The sequence below is a fragment of the Cedecea neteri NBRC 105707 = ATCC 33855 genome (genome assembly GCF_001571265.1).
Lineage (GTDB): Bacteria > Pseudomonadota > Gammaproteobacteria > Enterobacterales > Enterobacteriaceae > Cedecea > Cedecea neteri.
In genome coordinates, this window is record NZ_BCTL01000028.1 from 19638 (window position 1) to 46637 (window position 27000).

The 27000-nt window shown below is 55.0% G+C and carries 27 protein-coding genes; 16 read left to right on the plus strand and 11 right to left on the minus strand.

What is annotated here, in order from left to right; all coding sequences use genetic code 11:
- Positions 1-18 precede the first annotated feature (18 nt).
- Positions 19-777: a trans-aconitate 2-methyltransferase gene (gene tam / locus CNE01S_RS12650; protein ID WP_061276459.1), complete on the plus strand. Its 759-nt coding sequence runs from the start codon at positions 19-21 to the stop codon at positions 775-777.
- On the opposite strand, the gene CNE01S_RS12655 is transcribed toward tam, so the two are convergent.
- From CNE01S_RS12655 to CNE01S_RS12665, 3 genes are all read right to left on the minus strand, one after another.
- Complete coding sequence (locus CNE01S_RS12655) at positions 774-1703, minus strand: AraC family transcriptional regulator (RefSeq protein ID WP_061276460.1); 930 nt, start codon at positions 1701-1703, stop codon at positions 774-776. The two genes, tam and CNE01S_RS12655, sit on opposite strands and share 4 nt — an antisense overlap.
- 1 nt (position 1704) lies before the next feature.
- Positions 1705-3123 (minus strand): aldehyde dehydrogenase family protein, encoded by a 1419-nt coding sequence (locus CNE01S_RS12660; protein WP_061276533.1) that lies wholly within the window; start codon positions 3121-3123, stop codon positions 1705-1707.
- 99 nt (positions 3124-3222) lie between these two features.
- The gene (locus CNE01S_RS12665; RefSeq protein ID WP_061276462.1) at positions 3223-3678 is read right to left on the minus strand and encodes a multidrug/biocide efflux PACE transporter; all 456 of its coding nucleotides are present in this window, start codon (positions 3676-3678) and stop codon (positions 3223-3225) included.
- An 88-nt stretch (positions 3679-3766) separates the two neighbouring features.
- Between CNE01S_RS12665 and CNE01S_RS12670 the strand changes: the two genes are divergently transcribed.
- Both CNE01S_RS12670 and CNE01S_RS12675 read left to right on the plus strand, forming a co-directional pair.
- Positions 3767-4630, plus strand: a complete 864-nt coding sequence (locus tag CNE01S_RS12670) for a LysR family transcriptional regulator (protein ID WP_061276464.1) — start codon at positions 3767-3769, stop codon at positions 4628-4630.
- 80 nt (positions 4631-4710) lie between these two features.
- On the plus strand, positions 4711-5334 hold the full coding sequence (locus CNE01S_RS12675) for a LysE family translocator (protein ID WP_061276466.1): 624 nt from the start codon (positions 4711-4713) through the stop codon (positions 5332-5334).
- A gap of 43 nt (positions 5335-5377) precedes the next feature.
- Here CNE01S_RS12675 and CNE01S_RS12680 read toward each other — a convergent pair whose 3' ends face one another.
- Positions 5378-5566, minus strand: coding sequence for a YdiH family protein (locus CNE01S_RS12680; RefSeq protein WP_061276468.1), 189 nt, complete (start codon positions 5564-5566; stop codon positions 5378-5380).
- A gap of 117 nt (positions 5567-5683) precedes the next feature.
- Between CNE01S_RS12680 and CNE01S_RS12685 the strand changes: the two genes are divergently transcribed.
- Both CNE01S_RS12685 and CNE01S_RS12690 read left to right on the plus strand, forming a co-directional pair.
- Entirely contained in the window at positions 5684-6073 is a 390-nt protein-coding gene (locus tag CNE01S_RS12685; RefSeq protein ID WP_008459134.1) for an acyl-CoA thioesterase, read from the plus strand.
- 158 nt (positions 6074-6231) lie between these two features.
- The gene (locus CNE01S_RS12690) at positions 6232-6900 is read left to right on the plus strand and encodes an epoxyqueuosine reductase QueH (protein ID WP_061276470.1); all 669 of its coding nucleotides are present in this window, start codon (positions 6232-6234) and stop codon (positions 6898-6900) included.
- Between the two features lie 239 nt (positions 6901-7139).
- Here the strand turns inward: CNE01S_RS12690 and dcp are convergent, their stop codons facing one another.
- Entirely contained in the window at positions 7140-9188 is a 2049-nt protein-coding gene (gene dcp / locus CNE01S_RS12695) for a peptidyl-dipeptidase Dcp (RefSeq protein ID WP_061276472.1), read from the minus strand.
- 134 nt (positions 9189-9322) lie between these two features.
- Here dcp and ydfG point away from each other — a divergent pair, with 134 nt between their 5' ends.
- On the plus strand, positions 9323-10072 hold the full coding sequence (ydfG, locus tag CNE01S_RS12700) for a bifunctional NADP-dependent 3-hydroxy acid dehydrogenase/3-hydroxypropionate dehydrogenase YdfG (RefSeq protein WP_061276474.1): 750 nt from the start codon (positions 9323-9325) through the stop codon (positions 10070-10072).
- A 79-nt stretch (positions 10073-10151) separates the two neighbouring features.
- Here ydfG and CNE01S_RS12705 read toward each other — a convergent pair whose 3' ends face one another.
- Complete coding sequence (locus tag CNE01S_RS12705) at positions 10152-10478, minus strand: YnfA family protein (RefSeq protein WP_008459149.1); 327 nt, start codon at positions 10476-10478, stop codon at positions 10152-10154.
- 103 nt (positions 10479-10581) lie between these two features.
- On the opposite strand from CNE01S_RS12705, the gene CNE01S_RS12710 reads away from it, so the two are divergent.
- The 3 genes from CNE01S_RS12710 (at position 10582) to katG (ending at position 14039) form a co-directional block, all read left to right on the plus strand.
- Positions 10582-10980 carry a DUF1283 domain-containing protein gene (locus CNE01S_RS12710; RefSeq protein WP_061276475.1) on the plus strand — a complete coding sequence of 133 codons (399 nt, stop codon included), beginning with the start codon at positions 10582-10584 and terminating at the stop codon, positions 10978-10980.
- A 64-nt stretch (positions 10981-11044) separates the two neighbouring features.
- Positions 11045-11602, plus strand: coding sequence for a spermidine N1-acetyltransferase (gene speG, locus CNE01S_RS12715; protein ID WP_061276477.1), 558 nt, complete (start codon positions 11045-11047; stop codon positions 11600-11602).
- A 262-nt stretch (positions 11603-11864) separates the two neighbouring features.
- A complete protein-coding gene (gene katG, locus CNE01S_RS12720; protein WP_061276479.1) occupies positions 11865-14039 on the plus strand; it encodes a catalase/peroxidase HPI in 2175 nt (724 codons plus the stop codon).
- A gap of 75 nt (positions 14040-14114) precedes the next feature.
- Here the strand turns inward: katG and CNE01S_RS12725 are convergent, their stop codons facing one another.
- On the minus strand, positions 14115-15233 hold the full coding sequence (locus CNE01S_RS12725; protein WP_061276481.1) for an S-(hydroxymethyl)glutathione dehydrogenase/class III alcohol dehydrogenase: 1119 nt from the start codon (positions 15231-15233) through the stop codon (positions 14115-14117).
- A gap of 27 nt (positions 15234-15260) precedes the next feature.
- Positions 15261-15536, minus strand: a complete 276-nt coding sequence (locus CNE01S_RS12730; RefSeq protein ID WP_061276483.1) for a metal/formaldehyde-sensitive transcriptional repressor — start codon at positions 15534-15536, stop codon at positions 15261-15263.
- A gap of 343 nt (positions 15537-15879) precedes the next feature.
- On the opposite strand from CNE01S_RS12730, the gene CNE01S_RS12735 reads away from it, so the two are divergent.
- Both CNE01S_RS12735 and CNE01S_RS24410 read left to right on the plus strand, forming a co-directional pair.
- Positions 15880-16371, plus strand: a complete 492-nt coding sequence (locus CNE01S_RS12735) for an Hcp family type VI secretion system effector (RefSeq protein ID WP_061276485.1) — start codon at positions 15880-15882, stop codon at positions 16369-16371.
- A complete protein-coding gene (locus CNE01S_RS24410) occupies positions 16368-16847 on the plus strand; it encodes a DUF2778 domain-containing protein (protein WP_072279139.1) in 480 nt (159 codons plus the stop codon). The genes CNE01S_RS12735 and CNE01S_RS24410 overlap by 4 nt, the downstream gene beginning before the upstream one ends.
- A gap of 323 nt (positions 16848-17170) precedes the next feature.
- On the opposite strand, the gene CNE01S_RS12745 is transcribed toward CNE01S_RS24410, so the two are convergent.
- Together CNE01S_RS12745 and CNE01S_RS12750 are read right to left on the minus strand one after the other, a co-directional pair.
- Positions 17171-17710 (minus strand): dihydrofolate reductase family protein, encoded by a 540-nt coding sequence (locus tag CNE01S_RS12745; RefSeq protein ID WP_061276488.1) that lies wholly within the window; start codon positions 17708-17710, stop codon positions 17171-17173.
- Between the two features lie 71 nt (positions 17711-17781).
- Positions 17782-18726, minus strand: coding sequence for a GlxA family transcriptional regulator (locus tag CNE01S_RS12750; RefSeq protein ID WP_061276490.1), 945 nt, complete (start codon positions 18724-18726; stop codon positions 17782-17784).
- A 117-nt stretch (positions 18727-18843) separates the two neighbouring features.
- On the opposite strand from CNE01S_RS12750, the gene CNE01S_RS12755 reads away from it, so the two are divergent.
- The 5 genes from CNE01S_RS12755 (at position 18844) to CNE01S_RS12775 (ending at position 26072) form a co-directional block, all read left to right on the plus strand.
- Positions 18844-19641, plus strand: a complete 798-nt coding sequence (locus CNE01S_RS12755) for an SDR family NAD(P)-dependent oxidoreductase (RefSeq protein WP_061276493.1) — start codon at positions 18844-18846, stop codon at positions 19639-19641.
- A 210-nt stretch (positions 19642-19851) separates the two neighbouring features.
- Positions 19852-20724 (plus strand): ChaN family lipoprotein, encoded by an 873-nt coding sequence (locus CNE01S_RS12760; protein ID WP_061276494.1) that lies wholly within the window; start codon positions 19852-19854, stop codon positions 20722-20724.
- Between the two features lie 7 nt (positions 20725-20731).
- Positions 20732-21520, plus strand: a complete 789-nt coding sequence (gene tolA, locus CNE01S_RS12765) for a cell envelope integrity protein TolA (protein WP_061276496.1) — start codon at positions 20732-20734, stop codon at positions 21518-21520.
- A gap of 84 nt (positions 21521-21604) precedes the next feature.
- Entirely contained in the window at positions 21605-23713 is a 2109-nt protein-coding gene (locus CNE01S_RS12770; RefSeq protein WP_096754094.1) for a S9 family peptidase, read from the plus strand.
- 91 nt (positions 23714-23804) lie between these two features.
- Entirely contained in the window at positions 23805-26072 is a 2268-nt protein-coding gene (locus CNE01S_RS12775; RefSeq protein ID WP_061276498.1) for a TonB-dependent receptor domain-containing protein, read from the plus strand.
- Between the two features lie 40 nt (positions 26073-26112).
- Here the strand turns inward: CNE01S_RS12775 and CNE01S_RS12780 are convergent, their stop codons facing one another.
- Positions 26113-27000, minus strand: a complete 888-nt coding sequence (locus CNE01S_RS12780; protein WP_061276537.1) for an SDR family oxidoreductase — start codon at positions 26998-27000, stop codon at positions 26113-26115.

A 27000-nucleotide genomic window follows, 5' to 3' on the forward strand; every position in this document is an offset into this window, starting at 1 on the left:
AGCAACGAGGATAAAACGATGCAGGACTGGAACCCCGCGCTCTATTTGCAGTTTGAAGCTGAACGTACCCGCCCGGCAGCTGAGTTGGTTGCCCGAATTAGCCACCCCGGCGCCAACACCTTTACTGATTTGGGCTGCGGCCCCGGTAACTCCACAGCCCTGCTGCGTAATCTGGCACCGAAGGCCACGATTACCGGGCTGGATAACTCCCCCGCGATGCTCGCCAAAGCCAGCGCCGCATTGCCCGACTGCCGCTTTGAAGAGGCAGATATCGCCACCTGGCAGCCTGCCGTGAAACAGGATGTGATTTTTGCCAACGCTTCGTTGCAGTGGATAACCAACCATAAGCAAGTTTTCCCACACCTGGCCGCGCAGCTGGCAGACGGCGGCGTGCTGGCCGTGCAAATGCCCGATAACTGGCAGGAGCCCACGCATACCCTGATGCGCCAGGTTGCAGACGAATTGGGGATCTCTCGCTCAAGCCGCGAAGCCTTACTGACGGCTCAGGAGTATTACGATCTGTTGGCAGAAAGTGGCTGTACGGTGGATATCTGGCGCACGACCTATTTCCACGTCATGCCTTCTGCTCGCGCGATCATCGAATGGCTAAGCTCAACCGGCTTACGCCCTTATCTAAACGGACTGGACGCCATTCAGCAGGAAGCATTTCTTGAGCGCTATCACCAATTGCTGCAACGCGCCTACCGCAAACAGCATGACGGCAACGTATTGATGCCATTCCCACGCCTGTTTATCGTGGCGCGGAAAACGGCCTAGAACGAAGTGCCCTGCTGACGCAGGGCATCAATGTCCTGCAGCGGAGACGCGCCAAATGCCCGGCGATACTCCCGGTTAAACTGGGAGGGAGAGTCATACCCTACCTTCCAGGCAACGCTTGCCACATCACCTTCACAGCTCAATAAACGGCGGCGGGCCTCCAGCAGGCGAAGCTGTTTTTGATACTGCAGCGGGCTCATGATCGTCAGGGCTTTAAAGCGGTGATGCAGACTGGAAGCGCTCATCCCGACGCGTTTTGCCAGCTCGTCGATGACCAGCGGCTCGGCGTAATTCTCTTTGATCCAGTTAATGGCTTCCCCCACACCTTTGCCTTGCGCCCAGCCCAGCGCCTGCTTCCAGAAAGAGGCTCCGGCGGGAGCAATGACCAGCCGGTAAAGGATTTCTTGTTTGATAAGTGGCGCAAGGGCATGCAGATGCTGCGGGCTGTCGAGCAGCGTGACCAGGCGCAGAAAAGCGGCCTGCAGTTCTTCTTCCGCAGGGGCTACCCAGGCCCCGGTTTTCTCTCCGTTGCCGTCCGGCAGCACCACATTCATGTTCATGATCAGGTCGGCAATTTCTTTCCCGTCGAGGTCAATGCGCACGCCGTAGTAAGGCTCTTCTACGCTGGCGCGGGTCACCTGCCCGGACACCGGCATGTCCACGGCGGCCAGTGAATAACTGCCGGGACCGTATTCAGTGACATTGTCACCGATCAGCATTTTTTTACTGCCCTGCAGCACCATGCACATCGACGGCGAAAGCATGCCACGATTGAGCAATGTTGGCTGTTCGATGCGAATAAAACTGAGCCACGGCAGCGCGCAACCCAACTCTTTCACCCCGCTGCCGCCCGCAGCGTAACGACGGGCTACACGCTGGTGCAGTTCTTCAATAATGCGGCCCGAAGGCCGCTCAGGTTGTTGCATATTACTGCCCCATTATGGCTTTGGGTTCAAGATACGCTTCCAGCCCGTAGGTGCCAAATTCGCGGCCAAGACCGGACTGTTTAAAACCGCCAAACGGCGCGAGCGGTTCATCGTAAACACCGTTGACGAACACGCGCCCCGCGATGAGCTGGCCGGCAACGGCGGCGGTACGCTCGGCGTTTTTACCGCTGACGTAGGCCTGCAGGCCGTAAACCGTGTCGTTGGCGATTTGCACCGCTTCGGCATCGTCACGGTAGGTAATCACCGACAGCACCGGGCCAAAGATTTCCTGCTGGGCGATGGTCATGTCGTTGCGAACGTTCACAAACACCGTCGGCTTGACAAAGTAGCCGCTTTCCAGCCCTTCAGGACGCCCTTCACCACCGCACAGCAGCTCCGCGCCTTCGGCAATCCCGCTACGAATATACTCCTGCACGCGCTGGTATTGACGGGCGGTCACGGCGGCCCCGATGTTCGTTTTTGGATCACGCGGGTTGCCTGATACCAGAATAGGCAGATGTTTGAGAATTTGTGCTTTCACCTCTGCCAACTTGCTTTCCGGCACCAGCAGGCGGGTACCTGCGATACAGGCCTGGCCGCTGTTCCAGCTCATCACCTGCAGCGCCAGCGGGATGGCGGCGTCGAGATCGGCATCGTCCAGCAGCACGTTGGCAGACTTGCCGCCCAGCTCGAGCGTAACCCGTTTCATGGTTGCCGCCCCGTCGCGGGCGATAGTCTTGCCCACCACCGTTGAGCCTGTAAAAGAGATTTTAGCCACGTCCGGGTGGCGGGTGATTTCCGCCCCAACCACGTTACCCAGGCCGGTGACGATGTTAATCACGCCGTTTGGCAGGCCGGCATCGTGCAGACATTCAGTAATGATAGCGGTCTGTCGGGCGCTCAGTTCGCTGGGTTTGATAACCGCTGTACTGCCGGAAGCAATGACCATCGACAGCTTGCCGGCGATAAAGCCATAGTTGGCGTTCCACGGCGTAATCAGCCCGACCACGCCCAGCGGCTCCATGATCACTTTCGCCACCCCCGCCTGGCTTTCAAACGAGTAGTCTTTCAGCAGATCGACAGCCTGCAGGAAGCTGTTGTACGAGCGCGCCACAGTGCTTTGGGCGAACGCGACCGGGCAGCCATATTCATCCACCATGATCTCCACCAGTTCATCTTCACGCGCTTTCACGGCGTCGTGCAGCAGCTGCAGCCAAATCATTCTTTGCTCACGCGTGGAGAGCCGCATTTGCGGAAAGGCTGCTTTTGCAGCGGCGATGGCGAGGCGGGTATCTTCTTCGTCTGCCAGGCGAACCTGAGCTACGGGCTGTTCGCTGACCGGATGAATTAAGGTCAGCACCTCAGTGCCGTGGGGCGTGACGTGCTGACCGTTAATATAGAGGGTGTCGATGGTTTTCATTTTTGCGCTCCAGCGGTTGTGTTTGACGCTTAAAGTGTCGTTGAACACGTCCGTTTCCCTGTAGCGCAATCCTGTTTGATGCTTGCACAATCCTGCAAATCAGGACTGTTTTTTTATCTCTCTGTTGGCTTCGCTCTGAAAGCGTTTGGCGCGCAGCCAGTCGTAGCACCAGTTATAAGCCACGGTGTACGGCAGGAAGAAGAGGAAGAAACCAATCTCTACCATCAGCGCCTGGAGCAGCGTGACGTTCAGCATCCACGCGGCGAGCGGCAGACCAATCAGAATAAAGCCCCCTTCAAAGCCCAGCGCATGTGCCACACGCAGCCCCATGCCACGCTTGCGTGACGGCGGGTAAAATTTATCAAACCCGGCGTTGTAAATAATGTTCCAGACCATTGCGACGGTGGAAAGCATGATGGCCAGTGCGCCCATCTGGAACAGCGGTTTGTTCATCAGCCAGGCGGCCGTTGGCGCACAGATACCGATGGCGATGGCTTCGAAGCCGACGGCATGCACAATGCGCTCAGACAGGCTTCTGTTGTTTTGCGATTTCATTTTGATGACTCCTTTTTCACAAGGCCGCCATTATCATCGTAATTATTGATATAATATTGCTAACAGCCATCGATAAAAGCGATAGTCTATGCGTTACTCTCCTGAATCACTGGAAGCCTTTTTGCAGGCCGTTGAAACGGGTTCTTTTTCCGCTGCGGCGCGTAAGCTGAAGAAGAGCCAGTCCACCATCAGCAGCGCCATTGCCAACCTGGAGGCCGATCTCGGCGTCACTCTGTTTGATCGCCACGCCAGACAGCCAACGCTCACCCCGCACGGGCAGCGTGTTTTGCCCTATGTGCAGGCGATTTTTGCCGCCAGCGAGCGGCTGGATGAAGTGTCCGTCAGGCTGGCCGACAACGTCGAACCTCGCCTGACTTTTGTGCTTTCCGACATGTGGCAAACTGCCCACCACGAATCCATCCTGCAACAGTTTTCCGAGCGCTACCCGGACATCGAATTTGAGTGCATCATTGCCGAAGATGAAGACGTGATCGATAGCCTGCAGATTGGCCGAGCCCACGTCGGCGTGCTGCGGGTTCAGGCAAGTTACCCGCCGGATATCACCGTCGCCCGCCTTCAGGTCGGCGCAGAAATGACCATTTTTATTCATCGCGATCACCCGCTTGCCAGGCAGACCGAGGTGCGAATGGATGAGCTACATACCGTGCGGCAACTGGTGCTTAAAACTTTTGTGCGTCCCGGCAAGGTCGCAGCGCGCGGCCCCATCTGGTCATCCCCGTCTTTACTGCTGCTGCTTGAAATGGCGGAACAGGGGTTTGGCTGGGGGATTTTACCCAGCTGGCTGGTTAACCAGTTTGGACACGGCGTGCTTAAGCCGCTGAAGGTGGAAGGCTGGCCGCAAAATCTCGAGGTGGATGTCGCCTGGTCGAACAAAACGCCGCCCGGGCCAGCTGGCCGTTGGATGATCGACCGGCTGCGCGAGCGGCGGTAATAAATCGGCACACACTTGCGGTTGTCACTTCGTGCGCTTTCAGGTTAAAAAATTGTTTTCCAACCAACAGGATCCCGTAGATGAGCGCCATCACCACCCTTTTTGCCATTACCGCCACCGTCACACTGGGCGCAATGAGCCCCGGCCCAAGCTTTGTTTATGTCGCCCAAAATGCCGTGGCCCGTTCCCGCGCACATGGCCTGGTGACCGCGCTGGGTACCGGCGTCGGCGCGGCTGCATTTTCACTGATGGCGCTGCTGGGCCTGCAGGCTTTCCTGCTGGCGGTGCCGGTGGCGTATACCGGGATCAAGATAGCCGGGGGGCTTTATCTGCTGTGGCTGGCTTATAAGATAATCAAACACTCGCGCGAGCCGCTGCACGTTGGCGCGGTGGGGAAAAGCGATAAAAGCATGATGGCGACCTTCCGCGACGGGCTATTCACTCAGTTGAGCAACCCGAAAACCGCCGTCGTGTTTGCCAGTATTTTTACCGCGCTGCTGCCGCGCGAAATCCCGACCTTTTATTACGTCGTCCTGCCGGTGCTGTGCTTTGTGATTGATGCGGGATGGTATTCGATTGTCACGCTGGTGTTGTCTTCAGAGAAACCGCGCAATGCCTACCTGCGTTTTAAAACCGTGATTGACCGCTTAGCGGGCGGCGTAATGGGGATTTTGGGGCTGAAACTGATTTTCTTCTCACGCTAAAAAACAGAAAGCCACCGCAGGCGGTGGCTCAGACAGAGAGGGATCAGTGAATCCCCAACCGGTACGCATGGAAGATTTCTTCACGCAGCTCAAGGTGGGTTAAACCCAGCAGATCGGCAAACTCCAGCTTTAGCTGCTGCAGGCGGATCAGGAATTGTGCGGGGGTTAACTGCTCTTGCTCACGACGAAGAAATTCAAACGCTAAGGTGGTTGGGGTTATCTCGGTGTCCATGGTAATCCTCTGTTTGGTTGTGAAATCGACAGTATTGTACCACTAACGCGCTGTGCAAAAAACAGCCAGAACGGGATTTCTGGCGCTTAACTTACATAACAACATCAGGACTGAAACATGTTTTCTAAGCATTATGAAGTGGATGAAAGCCATATTGATTTTCAGGGCGTAGTCGACGGCCTGTACTACCCGTTTTACATGGAGTGGACTCGTCACGCCTACATGCGCGAGGCGCTGGGCATTGATATCGAGGAAGAGTTCCGCCAGGGCAAGCTCTACATGGTGCTGGAGTACTCCCTGCGTTTTCGTAAGAGCCTGCAGAAAGGCGACAACGTTGAGGTCACCTGCCAGCTTGAGCGCAACGAAAAACGCAACCGTGTGAACTTTGCCCAGCAGATCAAAGTCGACGGCGTGGTCTATGCCGAAGCGACGTTTGTTGCGACCTGCCTGGCCAATGGACGCCCTTCCATGCCGGAAGCCGTGCTGAACGCGCTGGAACAACTCTAACTTGAATTAGCGAAGGGCCATCGCGCTCTTCGCTCCTCTTCCCAAAGTCTGCTTTCCCCCTCCCAAACATAAGTGTCTTTATTGATTTATGATGATTCCACGCCCCTGTTCCTGCTACCCTCTGGAAAAAAAGTGAATAAGACTTAGGATCGCCTGCAATGCAAGAATTTACCCGGCCAGTTTTACAGTTGCCTAACAACGAGAAGAAACTGCTGCTGCACTCCTGCTGCGCGCCCTGCTCGGGCGAAGTTATGGAGGCCATACACGCGTCCGGTATCGAATATACCGTGTTCTTCTACAACCCCAACATTCACCCGCAGAAAGAGTATTTACTTCGTAAGGATGAAAACATTCGTTTTGCGGAACAGCACGGCGTGCCGTTTATCGACGCGGATTACGACACCGACAACTGGTTCGAGCGTGCGAAAGGCATGGAATGGGAGCCGGAGCGCGGCGTCAGATGCACGATGTGCTTTGATATGCGCTTCGAACGCACCGCGCTGTACGCCCACGAAAACGGGTTTAACGTCATCAGCAGCTCGCTGGGTATTTCCCGCTGGAAGAACATGCAGCAGATTAACGACTGCGGGCATCGCGCCGCGGCGCCTTATGAAGGCATGAGCTACTGGGATTACAACTGGCGTAAACAGGGCGGCTCCGCGCGCATGATTGAAATCAGCAAGCGCGAACAATTTTACCAGCAGGAATACTGCGGCTGCGTGTATTCCCTGCGCGACACCAACCTGCACCGAAAAGCGAATGACCGCCCGCTGATCAAAATCGGCAAGCTTTTCTACGGTAAAGACGACGAGTCAACGGAAGCGTAAAACGAAGGGAGAAAATCCGGGAGCCTGCCGACATCGACCAGGCCCCGTAATCGTTCAAAATTACCCAGAAGTACCCTGCTTTTTCCCGAGCAGGTTTGCAATTTATAGCCAGCAACCCTGCAAATTGCACGGATATATTCCGTTTGATTTTTAAGGCACTTAACGCAAATCAGGGCTTTGCAGTTTGCGTTAAGTGCGATTTCACTGTGGCTACACTAGTGAGAGCGCTTTCTTCGCTGTTATTGCTCCGCCAGCCCTCGGTTTTTCAGCATCGGTTCGCTGTGCGGATCGTGCCCTCGCCAGTCGCGGTATAGCGCTTCCAGATCGCTGCTGTTGCCGCGTGAAAGAATCGCCTGCCGGAAGCGCTGGCCGTTTTCAGCCGTGAGTCCGCCCTGCTCCACAAACCACTGATAGCCGTCGTCCGCCAGCATTTGCGTCCAAATGTAGGCGTAGTACCCCGCCGCATAGCCGCCGCCAAAAATATGAGCAAAATAGCTGCTGCGGTAGCGAGGCGGCACCTCGGCCAGATTGATATGCTCTTTTTCCAGCGCTTCGGCTTCAAAACGCGTCACGTCATCAATTTCCGCATCTGGCGCCAGGTTGTGCCAGTTCATGTCCAGCAGCGCCGCCGCCAGCAGTTCAGTCATGTCGTAGCCTTTGTTGAACTGTGCGGAGCGGAACAGCTTGCCGCGCAGCGACTCGGGCATCGGTTCACCGGTCTGATAATGACGGGCGTAGTTGGCAAATACCTCGGGATGGCTCGCCCAGTGCTCGTTGATTTGCGAGGGGAACTCCACAAAATCTCGCGGCGTGTTGGTCCCTGAAAGACTCGCATAGCGCTGCGTAGCAAACAGGCCGTGCAGCGTATGGCCAAACTCGTGGAACAGCGTGATGACATCGTCCCAGGAAATCAGCGCGGCCTCACCGCTAGCCGGTTTGGTGTAGTTACAAACGTTGTAGATCACCGGCATAGCGTCAAACAATGTGGATTGCTCGACAAAGTTCCCCATCCACGCCCCGCCGCCTTTGCTGTCGCGGGCAAAGAAATCACCGTAGAACAGCGCCATGCCGCGCCCGTCGTTATCAAAAATCTCCCAGGTACGGACGTCCGGATGATAAGTCGGGATATCAAAACGCTCAACAAAACGCAGCCCGAAGAGCTGGCTGGCTGCCCAGAACACGCCGTTGGTCAGCACGCCGTTGAGTTCAAAATACGGTTTAATCTGCCCTTCATCGAGATCGTACTTCGCGCTACGTACCTTCTCGGCATAGAACTGCCAGTCCCATGCCCTGGCCTGAAAGCCCCCGTTTTGCGCATCAATGACGTCCTGAATATCTTTCAGTTCGCGCCGTGCCCGCCCGGTTGCCGCAGGGACGATATTGCGCATAAAGCGCAGTGCCGCATCCGGGGTTTTCGCCATCTGGTCGGCCATTTTCCATGCCGCATAGTTTTCAAAACCCAGAAGCTGAGCCTGTTCGGCCCGCAGCGTAGCCAGGCGAGCGACGATAGCGCGGGTATCGTTAGCATCGCTGCGCTGGGAACGTGTCCACCCCGCCTCAAAAAGCGCTTCTCGCGTAGCGCGGTTGCTCAGGCTTTGCAGCGCCGGCTGCTGGGTGAAGTTGAGCAATGGAAGTAACCATTTTCCCTCGAGCCCTTTGTCAGTTGCTGCCTGCGCCGCAGCCGAAATCTCTGCGCTGGTCAAGCCTTCAAGCGCCTCAATGCGGTCAACCACCAGCCCACCGGCCTTATCCGCCGCGTGGAGGCGATTATTGAACTGGCTGGTGAGCTGGGCGCTCTCTTTATTCAGCGCCTTCAGGCGGGTTTTATCCTGCTGGCTGAGCGTGGCGCCTGCCAGCTTGAAATACTGCCAGGTCACCTCCACCAGCCTCAGGGATTCCGCGTCAAGATTAAGATCGTGCCGCTGCTGATAAACGCTATCAAGGCGGGCAAATAAGGTGTCGTTCAGGCGAATTTCATCCGCAAGCTCGGCCAGTTCGGTAGAGAACTCTTCATCAAGCTGCTGGAGGAAATCATTGGTGTGCGCCGAGGTCATGGCGTAAAACACGGTAGTCACGCGGCCCAGCATCGCACCGGTTTTCTCCAGTGCCAGGTAAGTATTATCAAACGTTGGGGCTGCCGAATTGCCGGCGATGGCGGCAACTTCTTCACGTTTGATTCGCTTGCCTTCGTCGAAGGCCGGTCGGTAATGGTCGTTAGTTATCTCGTCGAAATGCGGCGCCTGATAAGGCAATAAGCTCGGCTGGAAAAACGGGTTGCTCTGCAACATCCTCTACTCCCGGTGACCTGAAATGTGGGTTAGTTATAGCGTATTTCGACACGTTTCTTAAAAGAAAACTAAGATTACCGCTGCCCGTTAGCATGCTAAGGTAGTGCAGGACAAAAGCGTTGAGGAACAGAGAGATGATTGTACTGGTTACGGGTGCTACCGCGGGCTTTGGTGAAAGCATTACCCGCCGTTTCGTTAAAAATGGCCACAAGGTAATTGCTACCGGCCGCCGTCAGGAACGCCTGCTCGAGCTTAAAGAAGAGCTAGGTGACAGCCTGTTTACGCTGCAGCTGGATGTACGCAATCGCGCGGCAATAGAACAAGCGCTGGCCTCCCTGCCGGCCGAATGGCAACACATTGATATCCTGGTTAATAACGCTGGGCTGGCGCTGGGCATGGAGCCTGCGCATAAAGCCAACGTCGATGACTGGGAAAACATGATCGACACCAACAACAAAGGCCTGGTGTACATGACCCGCGCCGTGTTGCCTGGCATGGTCGAGCGCAACCGCGGCCACATTATTAACATCGGTTCCACCGCGGGCAGTTGGCCTTACGCAGGCGGTAACGTGTACGGGGCAACCAAAGCCTTTGTGCGCCAGTTCAGCCTGAACCTGCGTACCGACCTGCATAAAACAGCCGTTCGCGTGACTGACATCGAACCTGGAATGGTGGGCGGCACCGAGTTTTCCAACGTTCGTTTTAAAGGCGACGATGACAAAGCCGGGAAAACCTACGAAAACGCCAACGCGCTGACGCCGGAAGACGTTACCGAGGCCGTCTGGTGGGTGGCTACGCTGCCGAAGCACGTCAATATTAATACCCTGGAAATGATGCCTGTCAGCCAGACATTTGCCGGGCTGAGCGTACACCGCGAAGGGTAATTGTGCCGGAAGTCATATTGAAACGGGGCCCTTTCGGCCCCGTTTTTTCATGTGACGTCACGCTTATATCGTGGAGCGATCAGGCCCGGCCCCAGCCGGCAACGATGATAAGCATCCCACAGAAAGCAATGGCCGCCCCGGTCCAGTCGTAAACGCTGAGCTTCACGCCGTCCACCACGCGCAGCCACAGCAGCGCCGTCACAACATAAACCCCGCCATAGGCCGCATAGACTCGGCCACTGGCCGCAGGGTGCAGCGTCAGCAACCAGACAAAAATCGCCAGCGACAGCGCCGCAGGCAGCAATAACAGCGGAGAGCCGTTACGCTTGAGCCATAGCCACGGCAGGAAGCAGCCAATAATCTCCGCCAGCGCGGTGGCAAAAAATAGCAGCGTTGTTTTGATCATATTGTCTTTTCTTCAGTAATAATGATGCCCACTAACTCTGGCATTAGGCACGAATCAGCCTCAATGATATGATTAGTTTTATTAAACTAAAAAGGAAATTTCAATGAACTCAATCCTTCGTAAGTCTTTGTCATGGATGCCGTTAGCCTTGCTGGGGGCTGCATTCATGGTTTCTATGCCAACACACGCCGATACTAACGTGATTGTTGTTCCGGGTGGGACTAACGGCGTCGGTGGCCAGGAAAACTCTCTGACCCGCCAGCGGGCTGCGGAAGAAAAAGAGCAGTGGAATGACACTCGTACCCTGCGCCAGAAGATCAACCGCCATAACGAAAAAGTGTTCGACCGTGAATCGGCACGTGGGGACAAAGACTGGGCCAAACAAGATGCAGCTCAGGACACCTTCGACAAATGCCAGCAGAGCGCCAACGTGAACGCCTACTGGGAGCCGAACACTCTGCGCTGCCTGGATCGCCGCACCGGTCGCGCGATTAATCCATAATAGCTCCCGCCCCAAACGAGGCTTCTTCTGAGAAGCCTCACCATCATCTGCGCAAGGATTTGCTATGAGTAAAGAACTGCCTATCCGTCTTCGCCCGCTTGAGCGCGAAGATCTCCGTTTCGTCCATCAACTGGACAATAACGCCAGCGTCATGCGCTACTGGTTTGAAGAACCTTACGAAGCATTCGTGGAGCTTTCTGACCTGTATGACAAGCATATTCACGATCAGAGCGAACGCCGCTTTGTGATCGACTGTAACGGCGTGAACGCCGGGCTGGTTGAGCTGGTCGAAATCGACCACATTCACCGCCGGGCCGAGTTTCAGATAATCATCACGCCTGAGTTCCAGGGCAAAGGGCTGGCCTCTCGCGCCGCCAAACTGGCAATGGATTACGGTTTTACCGTGCTCAATCTCTACAAGCTGTACCTGATTGTCGACAAAGAGAACGAGAAAGCGGTGCATATCTACAAAAAGCTGGGCTTTATCGTCGAAGGCGAGCTGATCCACGAATTCTTCATTAACGGTCAGTACCGTGACGCTATTCGGATGTGCATCTTCCAGCAGCAGTTCCTGGCGCAGAAAACCCCGGAAAAAACCCTGCTGAAGCCGACTGCTCAGTAATCACTCTCTACGGATGAGCGCCGCCCTGCGCGTGCGTTCATCCGTGCCCTCTTGCCTCTCCAGCCAGCATGCTGCCGCTTCGTCTATTTTCCAGACAGTCAGACGGGTTTTTCCTGCAAACCCATCAATCAGAACTAAAATAATAGGGCTGTAAAATTTTGCGTTTAAAAGGCAACGGCTATCAAATTCGTAGGCCCATCCAGATATTAATTATCGATCGTACAGACTATCGTTACCGGGCATACATATAACGGAGAGCAAAATGAGCAATTCTACTGACTTACACGATGCTTCCTCAGCGGGCGCAGGAAAGTGCCCATTTAACCACGGCCAGAGCACGGATATCGCCGGCGAGGGAACCAGCAACCAAGACTGGTGGCCGCACCAGCTTCGCGTCGACCTGCTGAATCAACATTCCAATCGTTCTAACCCGCTTGACGAAAACTTCAGCTACCGTAAAGCGTTTAGCAAACTCGATTACTACGCCCTGAAAGGCGACATCAAAGCTCTGTTAACAGATTCTCAATCCTGGTGGCCTGCAGACTGGGGCAGCTATATCGGTCTCTTTATCCGTATGGCGTGGCACAGCGCAGGCACCTATCGCTCCCGCGACGGACGCGGTGGCTCCGGACGCGGTCAACAGCGCTTTGCGCCCCTTAACTCCTGGCCGGATAACGTTAGCCTCGATAAATCCCGCCGCCTGCTTTGGCCAATTAAACAAAAATATGGCCAGCAGATTTCCTGGGCTGACCTGATTATTCTTGCCGGTAACGTGGCGCTGGAAAATGCGGGCTTCCGTACCTTTGGCTTTGGTGCCGGTCGCGAAGATGTCTGGGAGCCAGATCTCGACGTTAACTGGGGGGCAGAGAAAGAGTGGCTTGAGCACCGCCACCCGGAATCACTGGCACAGGCGCCGCTGGGCGCAACCGAAATGGGGCTGATTTACGTCAACCCGGAAGGCCCTGAGCACAGCGGCGACCCGCTTTCTGCAGCGCCTGCTATTCGCGCCACCTTCGGTAACATGGGGATGGACGACGAAGAGATTGTCGCGCTGATTGCCGGTGGCCACACTTTAGGTAAAACGCACGGCTCTGCCGCCGCCACTCACGTGGGTGCCGATCCGGAAGCATCACCGCTCGAAGCCCAAGGTCTGGGCTGGGCAAACAGCTACAACAGCGGTGTCGGCGCAGATGCCATCACCTCTGGCCTCGAAGTGGTCTGGACGCAAACGCCAACCCAGTGGAGCAACTACTTCTTCGAAAACCTGTTCGGCTATGACTGGGTGCAAACCCGCAGCCCGGCAGGCGCCATCCAGTTTGAGGCGACCAACGGCCCGGATATCATTCCTGACCCGTTTGATCCGTCCAAAAAACGCAAACCAACGATGCTGGTGACCGACCTCACGCTGCGCTTCGATCCGGAATTCGAGAAAATTTCTCGTCGCTTCCTGAACGATCCGCAGGCCTTCAACGAAGCCTTCGCCCGCGCCTGGTACAAGCTGACGCACCGCGATATGGGGCCAAAAGCACGCTACATCGGGCCGGAAGTACCAAAAGAAGATTTGATTTGGCAGGATCCGTTACCGCAAGCCTCGCACGCACCGTCCAGCGCAGATATCGATTCGCTGAAAGCAGCCATTGCGGATTCCGGCCTGTCCGTCAGCGAGCTGGTCTCGGTGGCCTGGGCATCGGCTTCAACCTTCCGTGGCGGTGACAAACGCGGCGGTGCCAACGGTGCCCGACTGGCTCTCGCCCCGCAGCGCGGCTGGGAAGTGAACGCCGTGGCGGCCCGCGCTCTGCCGGTGCTCGAAGCGATTCAAAAGGCATCAGGTAAGGCGTCGCTGGCGGATGTTATCGTGCTTGCTGGCGTGGTAGGCATTGAGAAAGCCAGCCACAGCAAAGTGCCGTTTACGCCGGGGCGCGTGGACGCCTCCCAGGAGCAGACCGATATCGAATCTTTCGAGCTGCTGAAACCAGCCGCCGATGGCTTCAGAAACTATCGCCGGATTGCGAATGCGACCTCAACCGAAGCGCTGCTGATCGACAAGGCGCAGCAGTTGACGCTGACGGCACCTGAGCTGACAGTCTTAATCGGTGGTTTGCGCGCGCTTGGCGTTAACTACGATGAAAGCCAGCACGGCGTGCTGACCTCGCGCCCGGGTGAGCTGACGAATGATTTCTTTGTCAATCTGCTGGATATGCGCACCGAGTGGAAAGCCACTGACGCAGGCTCTGAAGTGTTCGAAGGCCGCGATCGTCTCAGCGGTGAAGTAAAGTATACCGGCACCCGCGCCGATCTGGTCTTTGGCTCTAACGCCGTGCTGCGCTCGCTGGCGGAAGTGTATGCCAGCCAGGATGCCGAAGAGAAGTTCGTCAAAGACTTTATCGCCGCATGGACGAAGGTGATGAATCTAGACCGTTTCGACCTGCAGCAGTAAAGCAAAAGGGAGGCTTTTGGCCTCCCCTGGTTTACCGTTATAAGGGAAGGCTTAACGCCTTCCTTTTTTTACTGCTTACTCTTCGCCGAAGTGGATCACGGTCCGAATAGATTTGCCTTCGTGCATCAGATCAAACGCCTCGTTGATCTTATCCAGCGGCATCCGATGAGTGATGAACGGGTCGAGATTAATTTTACCCGCCATGGCGTCTTCCACCATGCCCGGCAGCTGAGTGCGGCCTTTAACGCCGCCGAATGCCGAGCCACGCCATACGCGGCCGGTCACCAGCTGGAATGGACGGGTTTTAATTTCCTGACCCGCGCCAGCCACGCCGATAATCACGCTCTCGCCCCAGCCTTTATGGCAGCATTCCAGCGCGGAACGCATCACGTTCACGTTGCCGATACATTCAAAGCTGTAATCCACGCCACCGTCGGTCAGCTCGACGATCACGTCCTGAATCGGCTTGTCGTGATCTTTCGGGTTAATACAGTCGGTGGCACCCATTTCCCGCGCGAGGGTAAATTTCTCCGGGTTGGTATCAATGGCAATGATTCGCCCGGCTTTAGCCTGCACCGCGCCCTGAATCACCGCCAGGCCGATCCCACCGAGGCCAAATACCGCGACGGTATCACCCTCTTTCACTTTCGCCGTATTGTGCACCGCGCCAATGCCGGTGGTTACGCCGCAGCCGAGCAGACACACTTTATCCAGCGGCGCCTGAGGGTTTACCTTCGCCAGAGAGATCTCCGCCACAACGGTATATTCGCTGAAGGTACTGGTGCCCATGTAGTGATAAATTGGCTCGCCATTATAGGAGAAGCGGGTGGTGCCATCCGGCATCAGGCCTTTGCCCTGCGTGGCGCGTACGGCCTGGCAGAGGTTAGTTTTGCCGGATTTACAGAACTTACACTCGCGGCATTCTGCGGTGTACAGCGGAATGACGTGATCGCCCGGCTTCAGGCTGGTCACGCCCTCACCCACTTCCACCACGATGCCGCCGCCTTCGTGGCCCAGCACCGCCGGGAACACGCCTTCCGGATCGTCGCCGGACAGCGTGAAAGCATCGGTATGGCAAACGCCGGTGTGGGTGATTTTCACCAGCACCTCACCTTTTTGCGGGGGTGCAACGTCGATTTCAACAATTTCTAAAGGTTTACCCGGCCCAAAGGCCACCGCAGCACGTGATTTCATTGTTTCTTCCTTTTGGTGAGGGTGTTTTTATTTTAGATAAGAGCGCAGCAAATTCCCGACTTCCGCCATCCGCAGCGCGCGCTGCTCTTCTGACGTGTCGCCGCTGACCAGCTCATCTTTAAGGTGAATTTCCATCATTTCGCCCATCAGGCCGTTGGCCGCGCCGCGAACGGCCGCGATCTGCTGCAAGATGGCGAGGCACGGATCGCCGTTTTCCAGCGCGCGCTCAAGCGCCTCCGCCTGGCCACGGATGCGCCTGACGCGGGTCATAATGCGTTTTTTGTCTTCTGGAGAGTGTGGCATAACCGCCCCTTAGGTACTGTAGGGGGGTATAGTACCGTAATTTTTAGGTTATTGATAATTTTTATATTATTCATAATTATCAATAAATTAACAGAATAACACAGATAGCTAAGATGAAGTGACACCGCAAGAGACTTTATTCTGAGAATAATGATTGCAGGAATGATAAGTTGTTATCGAAAATTTTAAACGCGTTGGAAACGTTCACAATCATTGAACTTTTTATTTTATGTTTTTCTCTACTTATTTCACATTTCCGCATGAACATTTAAAAATACCTTTAAAAAGTATGGTTAATGGTAAAGAATATGCATCGTTCAATCAATGGAATGAGGAAGTTAGAATGGCTATACCTGCTTACTTATGGTTAAAAGACGATGGTGGTTCCGAAATTAAGGGCTCTGTTGATATTGAGACTCGCGAGGGCAGTATCGAAGTATTATCGTTTGGACATGGCTTACACATACCAACGGACAATAATACAGGAAAATTAACAGGAACCCGCCAACACTCCCCTCTCACAATAGAAAAAGAATTTGACAGTTCCTCCCCCTACTTATACCGCGCAGTAGCTACCGGACAGACCCTAAAATCTGCAGAAATTAAATGGTACAAAATTAGCGATGCAGGCCAGGAAGTTGAGTATTTCAATATGCTTCTTGAAAATGTGAAAGTTGTTGGAGTCACTCCAATAATGCATAACGTTAAAAATTTGGACATGGAGAAACATAACCACAATGAATCTATCGAGCTGCGTTATGAGAAAATAACCTGGAAACATTGTGACGGTAACATTCAATTTACTGACGCCTGGAATGTGCGAGCAACGGTATGATTATCGCTAGGTTTCCACTTAATGGTTTGCCTACATCTATTTTGAGCGTACCTGGTGTCGGGAATTTTCCAGCGTTTTCTGGACAGAAGTATGGGAAAAATAACGTTACGATGGCATCAAGAAAAGAGATCGGCCCCATACCACCTGGGCGATATTTTATCGTTGGGCGTGGTAGTGGTGGGCGATTAGGTTCACTACGCGAATCAGTCCTTAAACATATCTACGGTACAGATCGTTCAACGTGGTTTGCACTTTACAAAGAGGATTTACAAATAGATGACAATGTTTTCATCGATGGTGTTAAGCGAGGGGCATTCAGATTGCACCCAGTCGGGCCTAGAGGACTTAGTGAAGGGTGTATAACACTAACATCTCATAGTGACTTTGACTACTTGAGCAAAGCTTTACATAACACCACAATGATTCAAGTTCCATGCTCCAGCTTTAAAGCATACGGAACAATTACTGTATGGTAATTGCTAAAATACTAATTGCGACCGTTCTTTATGTTGTCTATTTTTTAGTGATAATTATCGTTTGGGCTGAGATTTTCACAATCCCACGAGGCTATCAAATAGCTGGTATGTTGGGAATATCGGGAGACGAGGATGTTTACAACTTTATTGCTGATTTAAGTATAATTATCTCGGCAATAGGATCATGCATACTTACCTTTCTCTCGTTCAGATTACTGTTCAAAAAATGAAAATAATGCCGGATATCATCCGGCATTTTTGCACTCAAGCTTATTCCTGTGCAATATTATCGGCGAAAAACAAACATATTCCCTGAATAGTTTCTACGTCCTACTCACATCAGCAATAAACTCAACTGCCCCGCTTTTCAGCACCTTTTGCGTGACAGGTTTGAGGTTCACGGGCTTACTCACCGGCAAAAGCGGGATCCCTGAACCGATAACGACCGGAATCTGGGTGATAAACAGGCGCTGCAGCTCGCCTGCTTCAGCAAACATGGCTGCAGTTTTGCCTCCGCCTACCAGCCAGACATCTTTGCCTTTGGCGGCTGTGCGAGCCTGCGCCGCAATTACGGAGGCCATATCCTGCACCAGGGTGATGTTTTTCCCCTCAGGAATCGAGAGCGAACGATGCGTGACGATAAATGCCGGAACATCGGCATAAGGCCAGGCCTCTGGCGAATTTTCGAGGATCCAGCTGTAGGTTTCCGCCCCCATAATCACCGCGCCGACTGTCTGATAAAAATCATCGTATGGCGTTGCGTCATCCCCCAGTTGGAAGGTCATTAGCCAGTCAAGCTTGTGGTGGCTGTCGGCAATGTAACCATCCAGCGTGGCCGCCACGTAATAAACGATGTTCGCCATCCTTTTCCCTCTCAGTCAGACAATTATGCGTCTGATAATACGGGGATAAAAATACATCGCCACTGCCAGTTTTAGACTTGCAGTTCTTCATCGCCCCTTGCCTGGCGGCGAATAACCTGCGGCGGCTGGCCGTAAGCACGAAGAAACGCACGGCGCATTCTGTCCCGCTCGCCAAACCCGGTTTGCCGGGCCACTTCGTCGATGGAACGAGCGCTGGTTTCAAGCAGCATGCGGGCGGACTCAAGGCGCAGATGCTCTATCGCACGTGCGGGTGACTGCCCGGTTTCTGCCTGAAAACTGCGGCTAAACTGCCGGGGTGATAAATTTGCCACCGCAGCCAGTTCTTCCACGCTCAACGCGTTTTCAAGGTGCGCCCGCGCGTAGGTCATCACTTTCTGAATGCGGTCCGATTTTGGCTCCAGCTCAAGCAGGGAAGAAAACTGCGACTGGCCGCCGGAGCGGCGATGATAGAGCACCAACTTTCGGGCTATAGTACGAGCGATGTCCGACCCAAGATCGTCCTCAATCAGCGCCAAAGCCAGATCGATGGCTGCCGTCATCCCTGCCGAAGTCCAGTAAGGCCCGTCGCAAATAAAAATCTTGTCTTCTTCCACGCTGATACCAGGAAAACGCTGCTGTAGCTCTCGAGCGTACATCCAGTGCGTGGTGGCTCGCCTGCCCTCCAGCAATCCGGCTTCGGCCAATAAAAATGTCCCCAGGCAGGCGGCGGCCACGCGGCGAGCATAGGCCGCAGCCTGGCGAACAAACTCGATGGTCGCGGGAGAAGCCTGTTCCATCGTGGCGCCGAACAGCAGGAGATCGTACTGCGTATCCACCATTGACTCGGTCACCACGTCAAACCCTGCCGATGTAGGCACCCTGCCGCCTTGCTCTGAGAGCAAATGCAGCTCATAAACCGGCTCGCTCGCCATCAGGTTAGCGACTTCAAACGCCGTGATGACGGCAAATCCCATGGTGGAATAACCGGGAGTCACGACAAAACCTACTTTCTGCATGATAAGCACCGCCGCATTTAATGGTGTCATAAAAAGACGGTTATATGACATTTAAGACACGAAAAGCCAGTGTTAATGTTGCTTTCGTCAATTACCCCCCTTTTCAGGAGTCACACAATGAGCAACGCATCTAAAGGCACCGCCCTGGTCACAGGCGCATCCGGCGGCATCGGCGCAGTCTACGCGGCCCGTCTCGCTAAACGCGGCTATGACCTGATTCTGGTCGCTCGCAATACCGATCGCCTGAACCAGGTTGCCCGGCGCATTCGCGAGGAAAGCGGGCATACGGTTGAGGTCGTCACTGCCGATCTGGGTAACGCGGCAGAATTGCTTCAGATCGAAACGCGGCTAAAAAACGACACGTCTATTTCGTTGCTGGTTAACAACGCTGGCTTCGGCTCAAAAGAAAGCGTACTGGAAGCCAGCGTGGATGAAATGACGGCGATGATAGACCTCAACGTTACCGCTTTAACCCGCCTGACCTATGCCGCAGCCCCGGCGATGGCCGCTCGCCAGCACGGCACCATTATTAACATTGCCTCGATCGTGGCCATCGCGCCTGAATTGCTGAACGGCGTTTACGGCGCCAGCAAAGCTTATGTGCTGGCACTGAGCCACTCTTTGCAGCATGAACTGGCGGAGTCCGGCGTGCGTATTCAGGCCGTGCTGCCGGGCGCAACCGCTACGGACTTCTGGAACATCGCCGGCGTTGGCGGCCATGAAAACCTGCCGCAAAGCTGGGTGATGAGTACCGAAGATATGGTAGATGCCGCGCTGGTCGGCCTGGATGCCGGCGAGAAAGTGACGATACCTGCGCTGCAGGAAGGCAGCGACTGGGATAACTGGGAAGCCGAGCGCCGGGCAATTAGCACCCGCCTGAGCGCAGCCCAACCTGCCCCACGTTACGCCAGATAACCTTACGCACTATTTTATCCCGCAAGATGCCGTCTTCCGGCGGCATTATTGCTACGATTAATGAGATCGGCAGCGCATAGCATAACCTTACCAATTAAATGCAAATGATAATGAGTATCATTTGATCGCATTGTTTGTTAACATCCCGCCCGCTATACATCATCGATATCAATATAAACAGCCAGTGAAGGCTACCTCCGGGCAAAAGATATGCGTAAAAAATTGATCCTTGCGTCTTTGATAGCGTTAGCCAGCCTGGGCCTCAGCGCCTGCAGCCAAACCACTCACACTCCTCCAGCGGCCAGCCAGGTCGCGATGACTCGCGGGCAAATCATTGATTTGCAAAGCGGCGAAACGCTGACCGATCGGCAGCTGCTGGTTAAGCTCGCTGGCGCTCAGCGACTTATCGTCGGCGAAAAACACGATAATGCCGAACATCATCAGATTGAGCTTTGGCTGATGCAAAACCTGGCTCGGGAACGCCCGCAGGGCAGCGTGCTGCTGGAAATGCTGACGGCTGACCAGCAGCCGCGCGTCACTAAGGTTAAAAGCTGGCTGAAAGAAGATCCGCTGGTGCGGGATGGCCGTATCCAGGAATTACTTAACTGGCAAAAGGGCTGGCCGTGGGCGATGTACGGCGGCGTTGTCACCGAGGCGCTTCGTGCCCCTTACCCTCTGCTCAATGCGAATATCAACCGCGACGAGATAATGCGTCTCTATAAAGAGCCGTGCTTCCCGGAAGGCAAACATTCGACGGCCCCTGCCGTGCAGGCCGCGCTGAAGGAAACCATTATTGCCATGCACGAGGGGAATATCGAAGGCCAGCAGCTGACGGCGATGCTGGCGATTCAGCAGCAGCGCGATCGTTATATGGCGCAACAATTGCTGAATGCCCCCGCGCCTGCTCTATTGATTGCTGGCGGTTACCACGCGTCTAAAAGCTTCGGCGTTCCGCTGCATATGGAAGATCTCTCCCCTTCATCACGGCCGGTTGTGCTGATGCTGGCGGAAAAAGGCATGAACGTTACCGAGGCTCAGGCTGATTACGTCTGGTTTGTCACTCCGGCCGCAGCAAAACGGTAAGCCGGGAATGACAGACACATTTTATGCGCAGCCTACAAGCGGAAAAGGCGTGTGGTTTACCGTTTCTTTACTCCTGCACGGCCTGCTTTTTATAGCCCTGATTTGGCAGGCAACCGAGGTGCAGCCTGCCTTACAGCCTGCACCCGCCGTGATGCTGCAGTGGTCGGATAACATCGAAGCGCCGCCATCTCCGCTACCGCTTCCTGTAGGGATCGCACAGCAGGAATCTGCGGCCGCAGAGGAAAAGCAGCAGGCCGAAGACAAGCAGCAGAGGCCGCTGCCGGAAGACAAAAACGCGGTGATTGAAGTTACCCGGCAGAAAAAAGCTGCCGAAGGCGAGAAGAAAAAGCCGCGTCCGCCGCGCCACGTCAGGGAGCAAACCAGTGACAATAGCCAGGCGGCCGTCTCCACCAACGCCGCGCCGCAGGCCAGCGTTGTTTCATCCCGCGTTGCCGCCCCGTACAACAGCGATGCCGCGAAACAACACAGCCTCGAGGATTCCTGGGAGAGTCGCGTCAAAGGCCATCTTAACCGCTTTAAACGCTACCCGGCTGACGCCCGCAAGCGCGCCCGCTCGGGTATCTCGGTCGTGACGTTTACCGTGAACGCTGCGGGAGAGGTTATTGGAAGTTCGCTGACCAGCTCGTCGGGAACACGCTCGCTTGACCGCGAAGCGATTGAGGTTTTAGAACGCGCCCGGCCGCTGCCCAAGCCCCCCACCGAACGCTTAAAGGGAGGCATTTATAGCGTAATGATGCCAATAAGCTTTGACCTGACGGAGCTGAGCCGAAGCTAGCGCCGCGCTCCCCGCGACCTGAACTTTATTTTTATGCTGACTATTTTGGCAGGGCGCCCTGTCGCCTGACACTAAGGACGTATTATGGAAAAACTATGGAAAGCTACGCCGCTGTTCATCGCCTGTTCGCTTTACGCGAGCTGCGCTGTCGCCGACATGCCCCAGCCACCCGCTACGGAAAAAATCCCCCACCAGTTGATTGAACATGGCGATATCCGCGTGGATAACTATTTTTGGCTCAGGGACGACAGCCGCAGTGACGCAAAAGTACTGCGTCACCTGGAAGATGAAAATACCTATGCCCGTCAAGTTCTCCAGCCCGCAGCTGAATTAACGGAGAAATTGTATCAGGAGATGGTCGCGCGGATGAGTCCTGAAAATCGCTCGGTCCCCTTCCAGCGCAATGGCTACCTTTATCAGGACGTTTATCTGGCCGGGCAGGATTATGCCGTCAGCCAGCGCCAGCCTGCGGGAAGTAAAAACGAATGGCAGACGCTGGTTGACGGGAATCAACGCGCCAAAGGTCAGGCCTATTATCAGCTAAGCGGCCTGGTGGTCAGCCAGGATAACCAGATGATGGCTATCGCGGAAGACACCGCCGGTCGCCGCCAATATCGCCTCTCGCTGCGTGATTTACAAAGCGGAAAATGGCTCGCCGAAACTATCGAGAACACCTCCGGGAATATGGTCTGGTCAAACGACGGGCATTACCTGTTCTACGTGCGCAATAATCCGCAAACGCTGGTGCCTTCGCAGGTCTGGCGGCACCGGCCAGGAACGCCGGTGACTGAAGATAAATTAGTCTATCAGGAGAAAGACGGCGGCTTTTATCTCGGCCTCTCCCGTTCCTCGTCCGATCGGTATTTGATTATCACGCTCAGCGCCAGCACGTCGTCAGAAGTTCGCCTGCTGGATGCCGATAATCCGGAAGCACCACCGGTGCTGTTCGCCGTTCGCAACCCCGGAATTGAGTATTACCTCGACCATTTTGGCGATGATTTCTACCTGCGCGCGAATCAGGAAAGTGCCAATTTCGGGCTGTACAAAAGCCACGCTCCGGGTGACAAATGGCGGCCCGTTGTCGCGCCTCAGCCGGGGAAAATGGTGGAGGGATTCACCCTGTTTAAAGACTGGCTGGTGGTGGCTGAACGCCAGGACGGACTGAGCCAGATCCGCAAGATTAACTGGCAGAACCACAGCGAGCAAACGCTGAAATTCGATGATGCCAGCTATATGGCCTGGCTCGGCTACAACCCGGATCCTCAATCCGGCAAGCTGCGCTACGGTTACTCCTCGATGACGACCCCAACCAGTACTTACGAATGGGATTTAGCCAGCGGGGAACGTACCCTGCTTAAACGGCAGGAGGTGAATAACACCGACCCGCAGGACTACCACAGCGAACGGATTTGGACCACGGCGCGCGACGGCGTGAAGGTGCCCGTCTCGCTGGTCTATAACAAAAAAATGTTTAAGCCAGGCCACAGCCCGCTGCTGGTATATGGCTACGGCGCTTACGGTATGAGCATGGATCCGGCCTTCAGCGCCAACCGCCTGAGCCTGCTGGATCGCGGGTTTGTCTTTGCAATCGTTCACGTGCGCGGCGGCGGCGAGCTGGGCCAGCAGTGGTATCAGCAGGGAAAATTGGAGAACAAGCAGAACAGCTTCAACGATTTTCTTGATGCCACTCATAGCCTGGTTGAACAAGGCTTCGGGCAAGCCGGCAGGCTCTATGCCATGGGCGGAAGCGCGGGCGGCCTGCTGGTTGGCAACGTCATCAACCAGCAGCCAGAACTCTTTAATGCCGTGGTCGCGCAGGTGCCGTTTGTAGATGTAGTGACAACCATGCTGGACGAATCCCTGCCGCTCACGGTGGGTGAATATGACGAATGGGGCAACCCACACCGGAAAGCAGATTATCTGCGGCTCAAATCCTGGAGCCCGTACGACAACCTGAAGCCTTCCCACTACCCTAATCTGCTCGTCACCAGCGGCCTCAATGACTCGCAGGTGCAGTATTGGGAACCCGCCAAGTGGGTCGCTAAGCTGCGGGAAAACCAGCAAGGTCCCGGAAAAATACTGCTGCTGACCGATATGCAGGCCGGGCATGGCGGTAAATCAGGCCGAATAAAACGTCTGGAAAATACCGCGCTGGAATACAGTTTTATTCTGGAGGCAGATAAACAGCGCTAACCGAAAACCCTTCCCTTATCGGGGAGGGTTCGCTAAAGCGACATAATTATAAAAATAACTTTTATTTTATTACGATACTTCAAGGACATGTATGAACGTAAATAAACTGGCCGTTGCTCTCGGCTCGGGCATGCTATTGCTTAGCGCCAGCGGGGCGGCACAAGAAAATAATGATAAAAGTAGCGGGGATAAAAAAGGCTCGGCGGTATTTAGCCCGCTTAACGTTTCCGCCGGGAATATCACCAGCGAACAAGAAGCGCTGGAAAAACCAGGCGCCACCAGCTCTCGTTCCACGGGAAAAAACCTGCAGTCCCTGGACGCCACGCTGCGGAGCATGCCCGGCACCTATACCCAAATCGATCCCGGCCAGGGCACGGTGAGTGTCAATATTCGCGGCATGAGCGGCTTTGGCCGGGTTAACACCATGGTGGACGGGATTACCCAAAGCTTTTATGGCACCACGACGTCAGGCACGACCGTTCACGGCTCCACTAACAACCAGGCTGGCGTGCTCATCGATCCTAACTTTTTGGTCGGCGTGGATGTCACTCGCGGTGACAGCAGCGGCTCGGCGGGGATTAACGCCCTGGCGGGAAGCGCAAATATGCGCACCCTTGGCGTGGATGACGTTATTTTTAAGGGCAATGATTACGGACTGAGATCGCGATTCTCGGTGGGCAGCAACGGTATCGGGCGCAGCGGGATGATTGCCGCCGCAGGGAAAACCGATGCCTTCACCGATACCGGGAGCTTCGGCGCTATGGCCGCCATCAGCGGCAGCTCTATTTATTCGAATTTCTCCAACGGCTCCGGCATTAATAGTGAGGAGTTTGGTTATGATAAATTCATGAAGCAGAACCCGAAGTCCCAGCTTTATAAAATGGACATCAAGCCCGATGAATTTAATAGCTTTGAGCTGTCCGCCCGAACGTATGAAAATAGGTTTTCACGCCGCGACATCACCAGCGATGATTATTATATTAAATATCACTACGCCCCGTTCTCTGAGCTGATTGATTTTAACGTTACGGCCAGCACCAGCCGTGGCAATCAGAAATACCGCGATGAGTCGCTGTACACCTTTTACAGCACCTCCGCGCAAAACCGTTCCGATGCGCTGGACATAAGCAACGTCAGCCGTTTCAGCCTGGGTGATAACGACCTGGCGTTTACGCTGGGCGGCAAACTGATGCGCACCCGCTATACCAAGCTCATTAATTCCGCCGCAGGCGATGAGAAAACCAACCAGGAGTCGATCGAAAACAATCCGTTCGCCCCTTCCGGGCGGCAGGATATTTCGGCGTTATATACCGGGCTTCAGGTGAAGCGCGGTATCTGGCAGGCAGACTTGAACCTCAACTACACGCAAAACAGAATCACCGGGCACAAGCCACCCTGTGACGAGCGCGTTATCTGCGTCCCGCAGGGAAGTTACGACGTCGATGAGCGAGAAAGCGGCTTTAACCCATCGGTCCAGCTGTCGGCTCAGGTCACCCCGTGGCTTCAGCCGTTTGTCGGCTACAGTAAGTCGATGCGTGCGCCAAATATTCAGGAGATGTTTTTCTCCAACTCCGGCGGGGCTTCCATGAACCCCTTCTTAAAACCTGAGCTCGCTGAAACCTGGCAGGTCGGTTTTAATATCGACACCAAAGACCTTATTGCTAAGCAAGATTCGTTGCGCTTTAAAATGCTGGGCTACCGCAGCAGGATCCAGAACTATATTTTCAGCGAATCTTACCAGGTCTGCTCCAGCGGGCGAAAATGCAGCATGTCCGAGGTCATTGGCAACGACTGGGCGGACATGAGCGACGACTACAGCGACAATATGTACATCTACGTGAACTCCGCCACCGGCGTCACTGCCCAGGGCGTTGAGCTGGAGATGGACTACGACGCCGGGTTCGCCTTCACCCGCCTCTCCTTCAGCCAGCAGCTAACCGACCAGCCAACGTCCATCGCTAGCACCTACTTCGGCGCAGGCGATATGACCGAGCTGCCAAGAAAGTACATGACGCTGGATGCCGGGGTGCGTTTCTTCGACGAGGCGCTGACCCTCGGGACGATTGTCAAATACACCGGGAAAGCCCGTCGGCTGTCGCCTGATTTTGAAACCGATGAGCATACGGGCGCCATTATCAAAGAGGATTTGCCGCAGATCCCGACGATTATCGATCTCTACGGCACCTACGAGGTAAACCGCAATCTGATGCTGAAGCTGACGGTGCAAAACCTGATGAACCGGGATTACTCAGAGGCGCTGAACAAGCTCAATATGATGCCTGGGCCAGGCGATGATGCGAGCCGGGCCAATACCGCACGCGGCAGAACCTGGATCTTTGGCGGCGAAGTTCGCTTCTGATCGTCCCCCCATCGCCCGGAAGCATCCGGGCGATGTACGTTTAGCGGTACTTCATCTGCCGCAAATCCTCAATCAGCCCTGGGCCAACGGGCCGCCAGCCTGTTGTCTGCTGGGTCATCAGGCTTGAAGCCGACATATCATGCGCGGCAAAGCTACCGAGCCAGCCAAAATGGTCGCTGGCTTTATCGGCGTCAATGCTGCGCGCAGGTACGCCAAGCCCCTGGCCAATCACTTCGGCGATATCTTTAGTAGTGATGCCCTCTTCCGCCACGGCGTTGTAGCGTGCTCCGGCAATCCCTCTTTCTACCGCCAGAAGATAAAGACGCACCGCGTCGCTCACGTGCACTGCCGACCAGCGGTTTTTGCCTTCGCCAATGTAAGCCGCCACGCCCTTCTCCCTCGCCAGTTCAATCAGCGGAGTGATAAGCCCTTGCCTGACGGTGTCATGCACCTGCGGCAGGCGAACAAACGAGGCATTAACGCCCCGCTCAAGCAGGCTTACTCCGGCGATTTCCGTGGCTTTGCGCGGGTTCGGCGTCAGGACGTTATAGCCCGCCTCCGTGGCTGGTTTGCCCGGCTCCGTTGCCCCCATGGCAACAAAAGAGGTGATAACCATTGGCCGGGATGAACCCGCCAGCGCTTCCCCCATCGCACCAATCACTTTGCCGTCAGCCTCGCAGTTGGCGACAAACGTAGAAAAGTCGTGATTAAAAGCCGTGTGGATCACGGCGTCCGCTAGATCCACCCCATGCTGCAGGCTGGCGAGGTCATCCAGATCGCCAAAATGTGCTTTCGCTCCCCATGACTCCAGAGCTGCAGCCCCGCGCTCGGAGCGCGTTAGTCCCAATACCTGATGCCCCGCCGCCAGCAGCTGTTGCACGATAGCCGAGCCAAGAAAACCGGTCGCACCGGTGACAAAAATACGCAT